The sequence below is a fragment of the Mycobacterium sp. IDUB_17 genome (assembly GCF_055419465.1).
Genome location: NZ_JBVAXS010000006.1, coordinates 375,840 through 392,038 on the forward strand (window position 1 = coordinate 375,840; position 16,199 = coordinate 392,038).

At 66.2% G+C, this 16,199-nt stretch carries 12 protein-coding genes and 1 pseudogene; 8 read left to right on the forward strand and 5 right to left on the reverse strand.

The genetic code is table 11. The features are described from left to right. Positions 1-118: 118 nt before the first annotated feature. Positions 119-691: a hypothetical protein gene (locus tag ACZYZ7_RS25195; RefSeq protein ID WP_450070712.1), complete on the reverse strand. Its 573-nt coding sequence runs from the start codon at positions 689-691 to the stop codon at positions 119-121. Positions 692-836: 145 nt separating this feature from the next. Between ACZYZ7_RS25195 and aceE the strand changes: the two genes are divergently transcribed. The 7 genes from aceE (at position 837) to ACZYZ7_RS25230 (ending at position 10,523) form a co-directional block, all read left to right on the forward strand. Beyond that, the gene (gene aceE / locus ACZYZ7_RS25200) at positions 837-3,626 is read left to right on the forward strand and encodes a pyruvate dehydrogenase (acetyl-transferring), homodimeric type (RefSeq protein ID WP_463742079.1); all 2,790 of its coding nucleotides are present in this window, start codon (positions 837-839) and stop codon (positions 3,624-3,626) included. A 98-nt stretch (positions 3,627-3,724) separates the two neighbouring features. Continuing rightward, positions 3,725-4,999, forward strand: coding sequence for a PucR family transcriptional regulator (locus tag ACZYZ7_RS25205; protein WP_135455910.1), 1,275 nt, complete (start codon positions 3,725-3,727; stop codon positions 4,997-4,999). Positions 5,000-5,180: 181 nt separating this feature from the next. After that, the gene (locus ACZYZ7_RS25210) at positions 5,181-6,101 is read left to right on the forward strand and encodes an ACP S-malonyltransferase (RefSeq protein WP_463742143.1); all 921 of its coding nucleotides are present in this window, start codon (positions 5,181-5,183) and stop codon (positions 6,099-6,101) included. A gap of 93 nt (positions 6,102-6,194) precedes the next feature. Next, positions 6,195-6,491 (forward strand): meromycolate extension acyl carrier protein AcpM, encoded by a 297-nt coding sequence (gene acpM, locus ACZYZ7_RS25215; RefSeq protein WP_003884427.1) that lies wholly within the window; start codon positions 6,195-6,197, stop codon positions 6,489-6,491. Next, positions 6,488-7,738: a 3-oxoacyl-ACP synthase KasA gene (gene kasA / locus ACZYZ7_RS25220; protein WP_463742080.1), complete on the forward strand. Its 1,251-nt coding sequence runs from the start codon at positions 6,488-6,490 to the stop codon at positions 7,736-7,738. Before acpM ends, kasA begins: the two co-directional genes overlap by 4 nt. Before the next feature lie 78 nt (positions 7,739-7,816). Then, the gene (kasB, locus tag ACZYZ7_RS25225; protein WP_463742081.1) at positions 7,817-9,070 is read left to right on the forward strand and encodes a 3-oxoacyl-ACP synthase KasB; all 1,254 of its coding nucleotides are present in this window, start codon (positions 7,817-7,819) and stop codon (positions 9,068-9,070) included. 31 nt (positions 9,071-9,101) lie between these two features. Next, positions 9,102-10,523, forward strand: coding sequence for an acyl-CoA carboxylase subunit beta (locus ACZYZ7_RS25230; protein ID WP_135455916.1), 1,422 nt, complete (start codon positions 9,102-9,104; stop codon positions 10,521-10,523). An 86-nt stretch (positions 10,524-10,609) separates the two neighbouring features. On the opposite strand, the gene ACZYZ7_RS25235 is transcribed toward ACZYZ7_RS25230, so the two are convergent. Then, the gene (locus ACZYZ7_RS25235; RefSeq protein ID WP_135455918.1) at positions 10,610-11,359 is read right to left on the reverse strand and encodes an SDR family oxidoreductase; all 750 of its coding nucleotides are present in this window, start codon (positions 11,357-11,359) and stop codon (positions 10,610-10,612) included. 87 nt (positions 11,360-11,446) lie between these two features. Here ACZYZ7_RS25235 and ACZYZ7_RS25240 point away from each other — a divergent pair, with 87 nt between their 5' ends. After that, positions 11,447-12,322: a LysR family transcriptional regulator gene (locus ACZYZ7_RS25240; RefSeq protein ID WP_463742082.1), complete on the forward strand. Its 876-nt coding sequence runs from the start codon at positions 11,447-11,449 to the stop codon at positions 12,320-12,322. A 12-nt stretch (positions 12,323-12,334) separates the two neighbouring features. On the opposite strand, the pseudogene ACZYZ7_RS25245 reads toward ACZYZ7_RS25240, so the two are convergent. The 3 genes and pseudogenes from ACZYZ7_RS25245 to ACZYZ7_RS25255 form a co-directional block, all read right to left on the reverse strand. Then, a pseudogene (locus ACZYZ7_RS25245) lies at positions 12,335-13,900 on the reverse strand (FAD-dependent monooxygenase). A 131-nt stretch (positions 13,901-14,031) separates the two neighbouring features. Next, positions 14,032-15,579, reverse strand: a complete 1,548-nt coding sequence (locus tag ACZYZ7_RS25250) for a glycerol-3-phosphate dehydrogenase/oxidase (RefSeq protein WP_463742083.1) — start codon at positions 15,577-15,579, stop codon at positions 14,032-14,034. After that, positions 15,576-16,163: a TetR/AcrR family transcriptional regulator gene (locus tag ACZYZ7_RS25255; protein WP_135455924.1), complete on the reverse strand. Its 588-nt coding sequence runs from the start codon at positions 16,161-16,163 to the stop codon at positions 15,576-15,578. The genes ACZYZ7_RS25250 and ACZYZ7_RS25255 overlap by 4 nt, the downstream gene beginning before the upstream one ends. Positions 16,164-16,199 lie beyond the last annotated feature (36 nt).

Genomic DNA, 16,199 nt, shown 5'->3' on the forward strand with positions numbered 1-16,199 from the left:
CTGTCTCAAGACTTGTTGGTTGCTCGTTCATTTGCGCGCGCGATGCGTGTTGCGACCTATCGTCGCACGGCGACCCACCTGTGCGGGTGTCCGGCGGGCCACTTTGTCCGCCAACCCGTCAGTAAGCCTTGTCGCATCGGGTCAGCGCGTCCTCTCTGGCGGTGTTCGATCGTGTCGACGCCGCATTGAACTGATCAGGGCCGACGTGGCCGGATATGGCGGCGACGAGGGCTCTTGCCGAGTCGACCCACTCGGTCAGCGCGGCGCGCAGATCCGGTGACAGCGCATCGGACAGGCCCGAGCTGACCAGATCGGCGCTGCGGTTCAGCCCGTCGATCGCGGGGCCGGCCTTGGCTGCGGTGTCCCCGCCGTTGTTGACCGCTTCGACATAGCCGTTGACGGCATTGACCGCGTCGACGGCCGAGGTGCTGAGGTCCTCACAGACGGTGTGCACGGCGCGTGTGGTCAACGAGGCCTGTCGTTCGGATTCGCGGGTCACCGAGCTGGCCGAGGACTCCTCGATCGAGGCCTTCACCGACGCCCGGTACTCGGGCGCCACGGCGGAATCGACTTGTGCGGTACCACCGGTAACGGACGTACAACCCACCACGACCATCGCGATCACCGCGGCGCCACCGAGCGCGCCCGCGGCGATCCGCGCCTTTGCCCCAAACTGCCCATCAACCGGCACGATCTGCAGACGTTACCGGTTCAGAAAGCAACTGATGGGTAACTTCCGCACCGCCACCCCCAGCCGCACGGAGGCGGCAAGATAGGTGGACGATAGAAGGTGCCACAAGCACTGTCAGTAGTAACCGCCTAACAAGGAGCGGAAGTTGACCACCGAGTTCGTGCGCCAGGATCTGGCCCAAAACTCCTCTACTGCACCCGAACCCGACCGGGTACGGGTGATTCGCGAGGGAGTTGCCTCCTACCTTCCGGATATCGACACCGACGAGACCGCGGAGTGGTTGGAGTCGTTCGACGAGTTGCTGGAGCGATCGGGCCCGGCACGGGCCCGGTACCTGATGTTGCGACTGCTGGAGCGCTCACGCGAGAAGCGTGTCGCGATCCCGGCACTGACGTCGACCGATTACGTCAACACCATTCCCACCGACCTGGAACCCTGGTTCCCCGGCGACGAGGACGTCGAGCGACGCTACCGCGCCTGGATCCGGTGGAACGCGGCCATCATGGTGCACCGCGCCCAGCGCCCGGGAGTCGGTGTGGGCGGCCACATTTCGACGTACGCCTCGTCGGCGTCGCTGTATGAGGTCGGGTTCAACCACTTCTTCCGCGGCAAATCCCACCCCGGCGGCGGCGACCAGGTTTTCATCCAGGGCCACGCCTCCCCCGGCATCTACGCCCGCGCCTTCCTCGAGGGTCGGCTGACAACCGACCAACTGGATGGTTTCCGCCAGGAACACAGCCATCCGGGCGGCGGTCTGCCGTCCTACCCGCACCCGCGCCTGATGCCGGATTTCTGGGAATTCCCCACGGTGTCGATGGGCCTTGGGCCGATGAACGCGATCTACCAGGCCCGGTTCAACCACTACCTCCACGACCGCGGCATCAAGGACACCAGCGATCAGCACGTGTGGGCGTTCCTCGGCGACGGTGAGATGGACGAGCCGGAGAGCCGCGGCCTGATCCAGGTGGCCGCCAATGAGGCGCTCGACAATCTGACCTTCGTGGTGAACTGCAATCTGCAGCGCCTGGACGGCCCGGTGCGCGGCAACGGCAAGATCATCCAGGAGCTGGAGTCGTTCTTCCGCGGTGCGGGCTGGAACGTCATCAAGGTGGTCTGGGGCCGCGAGTGGGATGCCCTGCTGCACGCCGATCGCGACGGTGCGCTGGTCAATTTGATGAATACCACGCCCGACGGTGATTACCAGACGTACAAGGCCAACGACGGCGCCTACGTGCGCGATCACTTCTTCGGCCGTGACCCGCGCACCAAGGCTCTGGTCGAGCCGATGACCGACCAGGAGATCTGGAATCTGAAGCGCGGCGGTCACGACTACCGCAAGGTGTATGCCGCCTACCGCGCCGCGATGGAGCACAAGGGCCAGCCGACGATCATCCTGGCCAAGACCATCAAGGGCTACACGCTGGGCAGCCACTTCGAGGGCCGCAACGCCACGCACCAGATGAAAAAGCTTGCGCTGCAAGACCTCAAGGATTTCCGCGATGTCACCCGGGTGCCGATCAGCGATGAGCAGCTGGAGCAGGACCCCTACCTGCCGCCGTACTACCACCCGGGGCCCGAGGCGCCCGAGATCCGGTACCTGCTGGACCGGCGCCGCGCCCTGGGCGGTTTCGTCCCGGCGCGACGCAACAAGTCCACACCGCTGGCGTTGCCCGCATCCGATGCCTACTCCGCCTTGAAGAAGGGCTCCGGCAACCAGGCCGTGGCCACCACCATGGCGACGGTGCGCACGTTCAAGGAACTGTTGCGGGACAAGAACATCGGTCCGCGCCTGGTGCCGATCATCCCCGACGAGGCCCGCACCTTCGGCATGGACTCGTGGTTCCCGAGCCTGAAGATCTACAACCGCAACGGGCAGCTGTACACGTCGGTGGACTCGGCATTGATGCTGGCGTACAAGGAATCCGAGATCGGCCAGATCCTGCACGAGGGCATCAACGAGGCTGGGTCGACAGCGTCGTTCACCGCGGTGGGCACGTCGTACTCCACCCACAACGAGCCCATGATCCCGATCTACATCTTCTATTCGATGTTCGGGTTCCAGCGCACGGGCGATGGCCTGTGGGCCGCGGCCGATCAGATGGCCAAGGGCTTCGTGCTCGGGGCGACGGCCGGACGTACCACGCTGACCGGCGAGGGCCTGCAGCACGCCGACGGCCATTCCCTGCTGCTGGCGTCGACCAACCCGGCCGCGGTGACCTACGACCCGGCGTTCGCCTACGAGGTCGCCCACATCATCGAGAGCGGTCTGCAGCGGATGTACGGCGAGCACGCCGAGAACGTGTTCTTCTACATCACCATCTACAACGAGCCCTACGTCCAGCCCGCCGAGCCGGCCGATCTGGACACCGAGGCCCTGTTGCGCGGGATGTACCGGTACCGCCGGGCGCCCGAACAACGCACGAACACCGCCCAGATCCTGGCGTCGGGGGTGTCGATGCCCGAAGCGCTCCGGGCTGCCGACATGCTGGCGGCAGATTGGGACGTGGCCGCCGACGTGTGGTCGGTGACCAGCTGGGGCGAGCTCAACCGCGAAGGCGTGGAGATCGAGCGGCACCGGCTGCGGCATCCCGATCAGCCCGCCCGGACCCCGCATGTGACCAGCGCCCTGGCCGACGCGGCCGGCCCGGTAGTGGCCGTGTCGGACTGGATGCGGGCGGTGCCCGAGCAGATCCGGCCGTGGGTCCCGGGTACCTACATCACGCTGGGTACCGACGGCTTCGGCTTCTCCGACACCCGGCCCGCCGCACGGCGCTACTTCAACACCGACGCCGAGTCGGTCGTGGTGGCAGCGCTGGAGGGGCTGGCCCGGGACGGCGAGATCGATCCCTCGGTGGCCATCGCGGCGGCCAAGCAGTACAAGATCGACGACGTGTTCGCCGCTGCGGTGTCCTACGTCGACACCGGAAGCGCCTAGCAATATCTCCGAACGGGCGGTCGCTCCATACGGGAGCGACCGCCCGCCGGAGGGGTGGCTTGGAGGAATCCACCAGAATATTGGCGTAGCTTTTAGGGATGCCCGACAAGCGGTTCGTTCCGCCCAAATCGACCGTCGAGGTCCTGGAGAGCGTTCCCGACTCGGTGCTGCGCCGGTTGAAGCAGTATTCCGGCCGTCTGGCCACCGAGGCCGTGCACGCCATGGCCGAGCGCCTGGACTTCTTCTCCGATCTGGACGCGTCGCAGCGGGCCAGCGTCCAGCTGGTGGTACAGACCGCGGTGGTCAACTTCGTCGAGTGGATGCGGGACCCGGAAAGCGACGTCAGCTATACCGCCCAGGCGTTCGAGGTGGTGCCACAGGACCTGCGCCGCCGTATCGCACTGCGCCAGTCGGTCGAGATGGTGCGGACCTCGATGGAGTTCTTCGAGGAGGTGGTGCCGCTGCTGGCCCGATCCGAGGAGCAACTCAACGCGCTGACCGCGGGCATCCTGCGCTACAGCCGGGACCTGGCCTTCGCGGCCGCCAGCGCCTACGCCGACCAGGCCGAGGCCCGCGGGGCCTGGGATCTGCGGATGGAGGCCAATGTCGTCGACGCGGTGGTGCGCGGCGATTCCGGACCTGAGCTGCAGTCCCAGGCGGCGGCGCTGAACTGGGACGCCACCGCGCCGGCCACGGTGATCGTCGGCCTGCCGCGTCCGGACCGATTGGACCTGGCCCGCGACGACATCCACGACGTCGTGAAGCGCAATGACCGGGCGGCGCTGTCCGATGTGCACGGAACCTGGCTCATCACGATCGTCTCGGGCCCACTGTCAGCAACCGATCGTTTCCTGGTCGACCTGCTGTCGGTGTTCGCCGACGGCCCGGTGGTGGTCGGGCCGACCTCCCCCACGCTGACGGCCGCGCACCGCAGCGCCACCGAGGCCATCTCCGGGATGAACGCGGTGGCCGGCTGGCCCGGTGCACCCCGCCCGGTGTCAGCGCGGGAGTTGCTGCCGGAACGGGCCCTATTGGGCGATGCAACGGCCATCGCGGCACTGGAAAGCGAGGTCATGCGCCCCTTGGCCGATGCCGGCCCAGCGCTCACCGAGACGCTCGACGCGTTCCTGGATTCAGGCGGCGCCATAGAAGCTTGCGCACGCAAATTGTTCGTTCATCCAAACACGGTGCGCTACCGGCTGAAACGGATCGGCGACTTCACCGGCCGCGATCCCGCCGTGCCGCGGGACGCGTATGTCCTGCGCGTGGCGTCGACGGTCGGCAGATTGAGCAAACAGGCATACCAGCCGAGCACGCCAAATGCCGGAACCGTCGTGATACCGGCAATCCGCCCGGCGCATTCCGTCCGATAGTGGGCCCGAACCGGGCTCACCGGACATCCGAGAGGCTGTGACAGATTTCGCTGCGGTGAAGGCAATGTCGCATCACATGCACTTTTGTGGGGAACCTACAAAAACATAAGACAAGGTTCATAATCTCTTACACCCCACAAAACCGTCTTCACAGTGTTCTCTTAATGACGTGCCTCAACCCGTGCTCGCATTGCTTGCTCCCGGACAGGGATCGCAGACGCCCGGCATGCTCTCCCCTTGGCTGGAGCTGCCCGGTGCGGCCGATCGCCTCGCCACGTGGTCGCAGATCAGTGGCCTGGATCTGGCGCGTCTGGGAACCACCGCCACCGCCGAGGAGATCACTGACACCGCGGTGACGCAGCCGCTGGTGGTGGCCGCCACCCTGCTGGCCTACGAGGAACTGACCAAACGCGGCGTTCCCGAGACCGCCGAGACCATCGTCGCGGGCCATTCGGTCGGCGAGATCGCCGCCTACGCCATTGCCGGCGTCATCTCCGCGGATGATGCGGTCAAGCTGGCCGCCACCCGTGGCGCCGAGATGGCCAAGGCCTGCGCCGTGGAGCCGACCGGCATGTCGGCGGTGCTCGGTGGCGACGAGGCCGAGGTGCTGGCCCGGCTGGAGTCGCTCGACCTGGTCCCCGCCAACCGCAACGCCGCCGGCCAGATCGTGGCCGCCGGCGCGATCGCGGCGTTGGAGAAGCTCGCCGAGGATCCGCCGGCCAAGGCCCGCGTCCGTCAGCTGGCGACCGCAGGCGCGTTCCACACCCATTACATGGCTTCCGCGCTGGATGGCTACGCCGCCGCCGCCGCGTCTGTAACAACCTCCGAGCCGACCGCGACACTTCTGTCGAATGCCGACGGCCAGCCGGTCGCCTCGGCAGCCGATGCGATGGAGAAGCTGGTGTCCCAGCTGATCAAGCCGGTGCGCTGGGACCTGTGCACCGCCACCATGCGGGACCGTTTCTCCGGTGCCGAGCGCGCCGGGATCGTCGAGTTCCCGCCGGCGGGCACCCTGGTGGGTATCGCCAAGCGTGAACTGAAGGGCACCCCGACCCGCGCGGTCAAGGCTCCCGCAGACCTGGATGGCTTGAACGAGCTCTAGGTCGAGCGACAACTGAATATCGCAGTAACAAACGAACGTCCCGAGATGTCCTCCGCACCCGGAGGGCGCTGTCAACAACAAGAAGGAGCCATTGTGGCCGCCAGTCAAGAAGAAATCATCGCCGGTCTCGCCGAGATCATCGAAGAGGTCACCGGCATCGAGCCGTCTGAGGTGACCCCGGAGAAGTCGTTCGTCGACGACCTGGACATCGACTCGCTGTCGATGGTCGAGATCGCCGTGCAGACCGAGGACAAGTACGGCGTGAAGATCCCCGACGAGGATCTCGCCGGCCTGCGCACCGTGGGTGACGTCGTCTCCTACATCCAGAAGCTCGAAGAAGAGAACCCCGAGGCTGCCGCCGCCCTGCGCGAGAAGTTTGGCTCGGAATGACCAGACCTTCCACTGCTAACGGAGGCTTCCCGAACGTCGTGGTGACTGCCGTGGAGGCCACCACGGCGCTCGCTGCTGACATCGAGAGCACGTGGAAGGGCCTCCTGGCCGGAGAAAGCGGCATCCGTGAGTTGACCGACGACTTCGTCACCAAGTGGGACCTTCCGGTGCGTATCGGTGGCCACCTGGTCGATGACATCGACAGTCACTTGACGCGCATCGAGCTGCGCCGTAATTCCTACGTGCAGCGCATGTCACTGGTGCTCGCCCGACGGCTGTGGAAAAACGCGGGTGCGCCCGAGGTCGATCCCGATCGGTTCGCCGTCGTGATCGGCACGGGCCTCGGCGGTGGCGAGAAGATCGTCGAGACCTACGACGCGATGAACGAGGGCGGGATCCGCAAGGTCAGCCCGCTCGCCGTTCAGATGATCATGCCCAACGGTGCGGCCGCGGTCGCCGGACTTGAGCTCGGCGCCCGCGCCGGGGTCATCACGCCGGTGTCGGCGTGTTCGTCGGGATCTGAGGCCATCGCCCATGGCTGGCGTCAGATCGTGATGGGTGACGCTGACTTCGCCGTCGTCGGCGGCGTCGAAGGCGGTATCGAGGCGCTGCCGATCGCGGCGTTCTCGATGATGCGCGCCATGTCGACCCGCAACGACGACCCCCAGGGTGCGTCGCGGCCGTTCGACAAGGACCGTGACGGATTCGTGTTCGGCGAGGCCGGCGCGATGATGATCATCGAAACCGAGGAGCATGCCCTGGCCCGTGGCGCCAAGCCGCTGGCCCGCATCATGGGTGCCGGTATCACCTCGGACGCATTCCATATGGTCGCTCCGGCGGACAACGGTCACCGTGCCGGTGCCGCGATGAAGCGGGCGATGGAAACCGCGGGTCTGGAAGCCAAGGACATCGACCACATCAATGCCCACGGCACGGCCACCCCGATCGGCGACACCGCCGAGGCCAATGCCATCCGCGTTGCCGGATGCCAGAACGCCGCGGTCTACGCGCCGAAGTCGGCGCTGGGTCACTCGATCGGCGCAGTCGGTGCGCTGGAGTCGGTGTTGACGGTGCTCGCGTTGCGCGACGGGGTCATCCCCCCGACGCTTAACTACGAAACGCCGGATCCTGAGATCGATCTCGATGTGGTTGCGGGCGAGCCTCGTTATGGCGACTACAAGTACGCCATCAACAACTCGTTCGGATTCGGTGGCCACAATGTGGCTCTGGCGTTCGGGAAGTACTGACAACGGGTAGAAACCCGATAGGTAACCCCGGAAGGCACCCACACCGAGGGAAAGCACGGAAGGAAGAACACAGCAAATATGGCGGGATTGTCCACTGGGAACGGTCTTCCCAATGTGGTTGTCACCGGCGTAGCCATGTCAACGGCGCTGGCAACCGATGCTGAGAACACCTGGAAGAAGCTGCTCGACGGTCAGAGCGGGATCCGGTTACTCACTGATTCGTTCGTCGAGCAGTACGACCTGCCGGTTCGCATCGGCGGGCACCTCCTAGAGGACTTCGATCACGAACTGACGCGGGTTGAACTGCGCCGGTTGTCATATTTGCAGAAGATGTCGACGGTGATCGGCCGCCGGGTCTGGGCCAACGCTGGCTCGCCGGAGGTCGATACCCGACGACTCATGGTGTCCATCGGCACCGGCATGGGTTCCTCCGAGGAACTCCTGTTCGCCTACGACGCCATGCGGAACAAGGGGCTGCGCGCCGTGTCGCCGCTCGTTGTTCAGATGTACATGCCGAACGGGGCGGCGGCGGCGGTCGGGCTCGAACGCAAGGCCAAGGCCGGGGTCAGCACCCTGATCTCGGCATGTGCGTCCGGTTCCGAGGCCATCGCCAACGCGTGGCGCAATATCGTTCTCGGCGAAGCCGACATCGCCATCTGTGGTGGCGTCGAGACAAAGATCGAAGCGGTGCCGATCGCCGGCTTCGCCCAGATGCGCATCGTCCTGTCCAACAGCAACGACGATCCGCCGGGTGCCTGCAAGCCGTTCGACAAGGACCGCAACGGGTTTGTGTTCGGTGAGGGCGCCGCACTCATGGTGATCGAGACCGAGGAGCACGCCAAGGCTCGCGGAGCGAACATCCTGGGCCGCCTCATGGGCGCGAGCATCACCTCTGACGGCTACCACATCGTGGCGCCGGACCCCAACGGTGAGCAGGCCGGTTACGCCATGACCCGCGCCATTCAGCTGGCGGGTCTGCAGCCCACAGACATCGATCACATCAACGCGCATGCCACGGGCACCAGCGTCGGCGATGTGGCCGAGGGGAAAGCCATCAACAACGCGATGCACGGCCATGTGCCCGCCGTCTACGCGCCCAAGTCCGCGCTCGGCCATTCGGTCGGTGCAGTCGGCGCAGTGGAGTCCATCCTGACCGTTATGGCGCTGCGAGACGGCGTCATTCCCCCGACGCTCAACCTGCGCAACCTTGATCCGGAGATCGATCTGGACGTGGTGGCCGGTGAGCCGCGACAGGGCGACTTCAAGTACGCCATCAACAATTCGTTCGGATTCGGTGGGCACAACGTCGCGCTCGCCTTCGGGAAGTACTGAGACCCAGCGCTTTCCATCAAAGGAGACCTTTATGACGATCATGGCCCCCGAAACTGCTGCTGAATCGCTCGACCCACGCGACCCGCTGCTGCGCCTGCAGACCTTCTTCGATGACGGCAGTGTCGAGCTGCTGCACGAGCGGGACCGCTCCGGTGTGCTGGCCGCGGCCGGCACCGTCAACGGCGTTCGTACGGTGGCGTTCTGCACCGACGGCACCGTGATGGGTGGCGCCATGGGCATCGAGGGCTGTGCCCACATCGTCAATGCCTACGACACCGCGATCGAGGAGCAGAGCCCCATCGTGGGGATCTGGCACTCGGGTGGTGCCCGGCTGGCCGAGGGCGTCAAGGCGCTGCACGCGGTCGGCCTGGTCTTCGAGGCGATGATCCGGGCGTCGGGGTACATCCCGCAGATTTCGGTGGTCGTCGGATTCGCCGCCGGCGGTGCGGCTTACGGCCCTGCCCTGACCGACGTCATCATCATGGCCCCGGACAGCAAGGTGTTCGTCACCGGTCCGGACGTGGTGCGCAGTGTCACCGGTGAGGATGTCGACATGGTGTCGCTCGGCGGCCCCGACGCTCACCACAAGAAGTCCGGCGTGTGCCACATCGTCGCCGACGACGAGCTCGACGCCTACGAGCGCGGCCGTCGCCTGGTCGGATTGTTCAGCCAGCAGGGCCATTTCGACCGGAACAAGGCCGAGGCCGGCGACACCGACCTGACGGCGCTGATGCCGGAGTCGGCCCGCCGCGCCTACGACGTGCACCCGATCATCGAGGCGCTGCTCGACGAGGGCGTGCCGTTCGAGGAATTCCAGGCCAAGTGGGCCCCGTCGATCGTCGTCGGTCTCGGCCGGCTGGCCGGCCGGTCGGTCGGCGTGATCGCCAACAACCCGTTGCGGCTCGGCGGCTGCCTGAACTCCGAAAGCGCCGAGAAGTCGGCACGTTTCGTGCGGCTGTGCGACGCGTTCGGTATCCCGCTGGTCGTCGTCGTCGATGTCCCGGGCTATCTGCCCGGCGTAGACCAGGAGTGGGGCGGTGTGGTGCGCCGCGGCGCCAAGCTGCTGCACGCCTTCGGTGAGTCCTCGGTCCCCCGCGTGACGCTGGTGACCCGCAAGATCTACGGCGGCGCCTACATCGCGATGAACTCCCGTTCGCTCAACGCCACCAAGGTGTTCGCCTGGCCGGACGCCGAGGTCGCCGTCATGGGCGCCAAGGCCGCCGTGGGCATCCTGCACAAGCGCAAGCTGGCCGCCGCTCCGGATCACGAGCGTGAGGCGCTGCACGAGGAGCTGGCGATCGAGCACGAGCGCATCGCCGGCGGTGTGGATTCCGCGATCGAGATCGGCGTGGTCGACGAGAAGATCGACCCGGCTCACACTCGTAGCAAGCTGACGCAGGCGCTGGCCGAGGCCCCGCACCGGCGCGGTCGTCACAAGAACATCCCGCTGTAATTCTTCAGCAGGCTCGAGTGGCCAGTTATTGCACACTTTCAACGAAAAGCTGTGCAGTAACTGGCCATTCGGCGTTCTGAGCCCGTCTACCGCGTGGTGTAACCGCCGTTGGCGAAGATGGTCTGCCCGTTGATCCAGTGCCCCTCGTCGGCGAGGAACACCACCAGCGGGGCGATGTCGGTGATCTCGGTCAACCGGTTGCCCATTGCCTGCGACTTGTGGAACTCGACCCGCTCCGGGGTCTCCTGCGGATAGAAGAACGGCGTGTCCATCGGACCGGGGGCGACGTTGTTGACGTTGATGCCGCGCACCCCGAATTCCTTCGACGCGGCCCGGGTGAAGTGCTCGACGGGACTCTTGGAGCCCGCGTAGGTCGAGTACCCGTCGGTGTAGGCCGCCAGTAGTGCGGTCACAATGGTGACCACCGACCCGTTGTCGTTGAGCCGCTTCCCCGCCTGCTGCAGAAAAAAGTACGCCGCCTTGGCGTTGACGTCGAACATCGAATCATATTCGGCCTCAGTGGTTTCCATGAACGGCTTGCGCAGCACCTTGCCGACGGTGTTGATCGCGATGTCAACGCTTCCGAATGCGTCGATGGCCGTGTCGAAGAGCTTTTCGACGTTGGCCGGAACCGTCAGGTCGCCTTGCACTTTGATGGCCTTCACCCCGGCGGCCTGGGCCGCGGCGACCGTCTTGTCGGCGTCGGACTCGGTGGCGGCACTGTTGTAGTGAACCGCTACGTTGACACCCCTCGAAGCCAACGTCGCGCTGATCAGGCCACCAAGGTTCTTCGCGCCGGCAGCAACAATCGCCGATCTACCTTCTAGTTTGCTCACAGCTGGCAGCCTAGTTCCGTGATCGACAGATGGATAACGCAAGTTATCGAGATATTCACAAGATTTGGTTGTGGATAGACTTGGCGAGTGTCGACGAATGCCCCTGATTTACGACGTTTACGTCAATTCATTGCGATCGGCGAAGCGGGCAGCATCACGGCCGCCGCTTCCGCGTTGCACATTAGCCAGCAAGCCCTCAGCAGTTCCATGCAGCAATTGGAGAAGGAGCTCAACGCCACCTTGTTCCGCCGCGAAGGCCGTCGGCTGGCACTCACCCGCGCCGGTGAGTTACTGCTGACCGAAGGTAGACCCCTGCTGGCCGCGGCGCACACCGTGGCCGAACGGGTGGAACAGACCGCCGGTGGCGCCGCCGAGGTCTTCGTCATCGGCCACACCCCGGCCCTCAGCGGAACTGAGGTCTATACCCGGCTCGAACCGGCCATCATCGCATTCCCCGAGACCTCCTTCATCTTCCGCCAGCTGTACCCCGATCAGCTCATCGGTGCGGTGCTCGACGGCACGGTTCACCTCGGTCTGCGCCGCGGGGTAGTCCCGACCAATGAATTGGCCACGGCCGTCGTGGGGTACGACCGGGTGCGACTGGCTGTTCCTCGCGAACACCGGCTGGCCGCCCAGCCGGTCGTGGACATTCACGAACTCGCCGGAGAGCGGATTGCGCTGTGGGCTCCCCCGGGCGCTTCCTACTACAGCGATTTCCTGATGGGCGCGTGCCGACGAGCCGGTTTCGAACCCGACTATGTGGTGAGCCGGGTCCAGGGTTCGGCCACCGTCGCCGCCCCGCTGACGACGGGCGCCGTCGCGTTCGTAACCACTGCGGCGGGTGAGGCCATGGACGGCCGGGTGGTGGTAGCCGAACTCGAACCGCCACTGCTGGTAGGTGCGCAGGCATTGTGGCAGCGCCACACCAGTTCAGCGGTTCGGGACGCCGCACTGGCCGGGTGACGGACCGCCACATCACCGATCGATTATCGACGAAAGCGCTTGACGCAGTGCGGTTTCCGGATCATCGGGTAGCTTCTCGGTGCGCCACCCGACGAAATCGTCGGGACGGACCAGGAGCGCGCCGCCCGGGCTGAGGCCGGTTTGCGCCACTCCCCCGTCGTTCAGCGGATGCACCGCCGGCGTCGTACCGGACGTTCCCGCTGCCGCTGATGCCGCAGCAATCCATGCCAGCGGATCCCCCGCGGTGAACAACGCGAATCCATGGTCGATCAGATCGAGAGTGGACACCGGTTTTCCGTCACGGGACTGCCAGATGTGCGGCATCCGGGTTCCGGGTTGGCCGCGCAGGTCCTCGACGAAACTCACCGTACCGGTTGGCTCGCCATCGGAAACGACTGCCGCCGAGTGGTATTGGTATCCCAGGATCATGTCGAAGATCGGCGCCTCTTCGCCGGCCAGCAATCCGGGCGCGGCATCGGCGAGCTTGAGCAGGGCCAGTGGCGGCCCGATCAGAGATTGGCGGGCGGCGAATCGGCCGATCGGATGCCGCTCGTCGTGATAGGTGTCGAGCAACCCCGATCCGGCGGCGCCGGTCCGTACGGCCGCCAATTTCCAGGCCAGGTTGTGCGCACTCTGGATGGCGATGTTCGCCCCGCCGGCTTTGAACGGCGGCATGGTGTGCGCGGCGTCGCCGACCAGAAACGTTCGTCCGCTGCGCAATTGGTCGGCAACCTGTTCGTATGGCTGCCACGGTGCCACTTCGATGATCTCCAGGTCGATCGATTCACCGATCGCCGCGGTGAGCACCTCACGGCAATAGTCCGGGGTGAATTAGTCAGCCGACTCGCCGCGGTCAGGCAGGTAGGTGGTGATGAACATGCCGCGGTCAGCATCGATGACCACGAAGATGCCGTCGACTTCGGAGTTGCGCACCTGTATCGCATCGCCATCGCCGAGATCGGGGACGAATGACCGCCACTGGGCCCTGAAGTAGATGAAGACCACGAAGATCGGCAATGCGCCATGGCCCGAGGTGCCGATGCCGACCGTGGTACGGATCGGGCTGTGCACACCGTCGGCGGCGATCAGATAGTCGGCGCGCACCGTCTCGGTCCCGGCCTCCGAGGCCAACTCGGCGGTGACACCGTCGGCTTCCTCGGTGAAACTCGCCAGGGTGGTGCCGTAGCGGACCTGGCTCCCGCGTCGGCGGATATCCCCGAGCAGGATGGGTTCCAGGCGGCTCTGCGGGCAGTACTGGACCACCGGTTCCGGGCTGAGACCGGCGAACCCGGCGAAGATCGCCTCGACATCCATCGCGGGCTCCGCCGAGGCGCTGTTCAGGGCCGGTTTGAGCACCACACTCGACGCGCCGTCGGCCACCGCGTGCACTTGGTCTCCCAGCCCCAGACCGCGCAGGATCTCGCATGTGCGGAAGGTCAAGTTACGGGCCTTCGGGTAGATGAACACCTCGCGCCGCTTTTCCACCAGCACCGATTCGACCCCGTGCTGGGCCAGCAGGGCCGCACTCGCGAGCCCCGCCACCCCGGCTCCGACGATCAGCACGGGCGCCTGGGTCATCGCCGCCACGACCCGACTGTAGTCCCGCCGGGATTCAGACGGCCCCTGCCAGATCGTTGGCCAGGTGGACCGGCGTCAACCGGTGAGCCGCATCGCCATCGTGCGGAGGCCCTTCCCACCAACCTCGTGGGCTACTTGACTTCCCCGAATTCGGCGATCATCTCGGCGGCAGCCTCAGCCGCGAGCTCGCGGTCGCCGCTCACGAGCCCGATGCGCGTACGGCGATCGAGAATGTCGTCGACGCACAGAGCGCCTTCGTGGGTGACCGCGTACTCGAACTCGGCGCGGATCACGTCGATTCCGTCGGCCACCGGGTCGGTGGGGCGAGCGCACCGCGACCGAGCGATCACATTCGGCGCCTCGGCCCCGTACCGGGCCACCAGCGAGGACGGCAGCGGATGCTCAGATCGCAACGTGGACACCGGATTGGCCGGAGCGCCGACGAGCGGCAGGTTGGCCGTGCGGCAGTCGGCGACGGACAGCCCGCGCAAGGCGAGCGCCCGGTCCAGCACGTCCTGGGCCATGTACCGGTATTCGGTGAGCTTGCCGCCGATGATGCTGAACACCCCGTTCGCCGACTCAACGACCGCGTGCTCGCGGGATACATCGGCAGTGTTGCCTTCGCCGGTGTCGATCAGCGGCCGCAGACCGGCATAGGCGCCGCGCACGTCCGAGGTGGTCAGGTCGGTGGCCAGCGCCGTGTTGACAGTGTCGAGCAGGAAGGCGATCTCACCCGGAGTCGGTTGGGGTACATCGGGAATCGGCCCCGGAGCGTCCTCGTCGGTCAACCCGAGGTAGACCCGGCCGAGCTGTTCGGGCATCGCGAAGACGAACCGGTTCAGCTCCCCCGGTATCGGAATGGTCAGTGCCGCGGTGGGATTGCCGAACGCCGCGGCGTCGAACACCAGATGCGTGCCGCGGCTGGGACGCAGCTTGATCGCGGGATCGAGATCGCCGGCCCACACCCCGGCCGCGTTGATGACCACCCGGGCGTTCGCGTCGAAGGATTGCCCGGTGAGTTCGTCGGTCAGGCGCACCGAGGTGGCGTCGGCCGCGCTCGCGGAGACACGGGTCAGGATGCGGGCCCCGTGCTGTGCGGCGGTGCGGGCAACGGCGGCGACCAGTCGGGCGTCGTCGATGAGCTGGCCGTCGTACGCCAGGTAGGCCCCGTCGAGGCCCTCGGTGCGCACCGTCGGGGCCAACTCGACCGCACGACGTGCGTCCACCCGACTGGAGCGCGGCAGGATCGACGCACTGGTTCCCGCCAGCCTGCGCAGGCCGTCGCCGGCCACGAATCCGGTGCGCACCAACGCTCGCGACGTGCGCCCCATCGACGGCAGCAGCGGTACCAGCTGCGGCATGGCCTTGACGAGGTGAGGTGCGTTGCGGGTCATCAGGATTCCGCGTTCGATCGCGCTGCGGCGGGCGATCCCGACGTTGCCGGTGGCCAGATAGCGCAGACCGCCGTGCACCAGTTTCGAACTCCACCGGCTGGTGCCGAAGGCGAGATCGTGTTTCTCCACCAGTGCCACCTGCAGGCCACGGGTGACGGCATCCAGCGCGATGCCCACACCGGTGATACCGGCGCCGATGACGATCACATCGATCTGTTCCCCATCGGCCAGGGCGGCCAATTCGGTTGTGCGCCTGGCGCGATTGAGCGCGGTCGGTCCGGTCACGAGGCTAGGTATCCGTTCAATGCGTGGGACAGTTCGGCGGCCAGAGCGTCGGCGTCGAGAATCGGCTCGACCATCTGGGCGGATTGGATCGCGGACTGGGTGATCAGCAGGCACATGGTGGCCAGCTGGCGGGGGTCCCCGGACCGGACGCGGTCGTTCTTCTGACTTACCTCCTGCGCGAGCTTGAGCTCGCCGGCCAGTGCGTCGATCAGGATCTGCTGGCTGGTGCCCAGCCGCTCGGCGATGTAGACCATCGCCACCTCCGGCGCGGAGTGCAGGACCGCCATGATCACCTCGTCGTGGCGCAGCCGTGCGGCCACCGTCACCATGCGGGTCACCAGCGCTGCACGCCCGGGCCCCTGGCTGCCGGTTTCGTCCAGCACACCCACGATCCGCGCCGTGAGCAGCGCGGCCAGGATCGACTGCGTGTCCGGGAATCGGCGGTACACGGTCGGGCGGCTGACCCCGGCCCGCCGGGCGATCTCGGCCAGTGTCACCCGGTCGACACCGAAGGCCAGCACGCAGCTGGCGGCGGCCTCCAAGATCTGGTCGCTCAGCGATCTCTCGTTACTGATTGACATCATATGTAATACTGTAACGCATGACTCAGCCGGCTGAAC

What these genes read in the sequence shown, in the direction of transcription:
- ACZYZ7_RS25205 (WP_135455910.1), top strand. Translation starts at nt 3,725, where the DNA reads ATGCCCGACAAGCGGTTCGTTCCGCCCAAATCGACCGTCGAGGTCCTG.
- kasA (WP_463742080.1), top strand. Translation starts at nt 6,488, where the DNA reads ATGACCAGACCTTCCACTGCTAACGGAGGCTTCCCGAACGTCGTGGTG.
- kasB (WP_463742081.1), top strand. Translation starts at nt 7,817, where the DNA reads ATGGCGGGATTGTCCACTGGGAACGGTCTTCCCAATGTGGTTGTCACC.
- ACZYZ7_RS25230 (WP_135455916.1), top strand. Translation starts at nt 9,102, where the DNA reads ATGACGATCATGGCCCCCGAAACTGCTGCTGAATCGCTCGACCCACGC.
- ACZYZ7_RS25255 (WP_135455924.1), bottom strand. Translation starts at nt 16,163, where the DNA reads ATGATGTCAATCAGTAACGAGAGATCGCTGAGCGACCAGATCTTGGAG.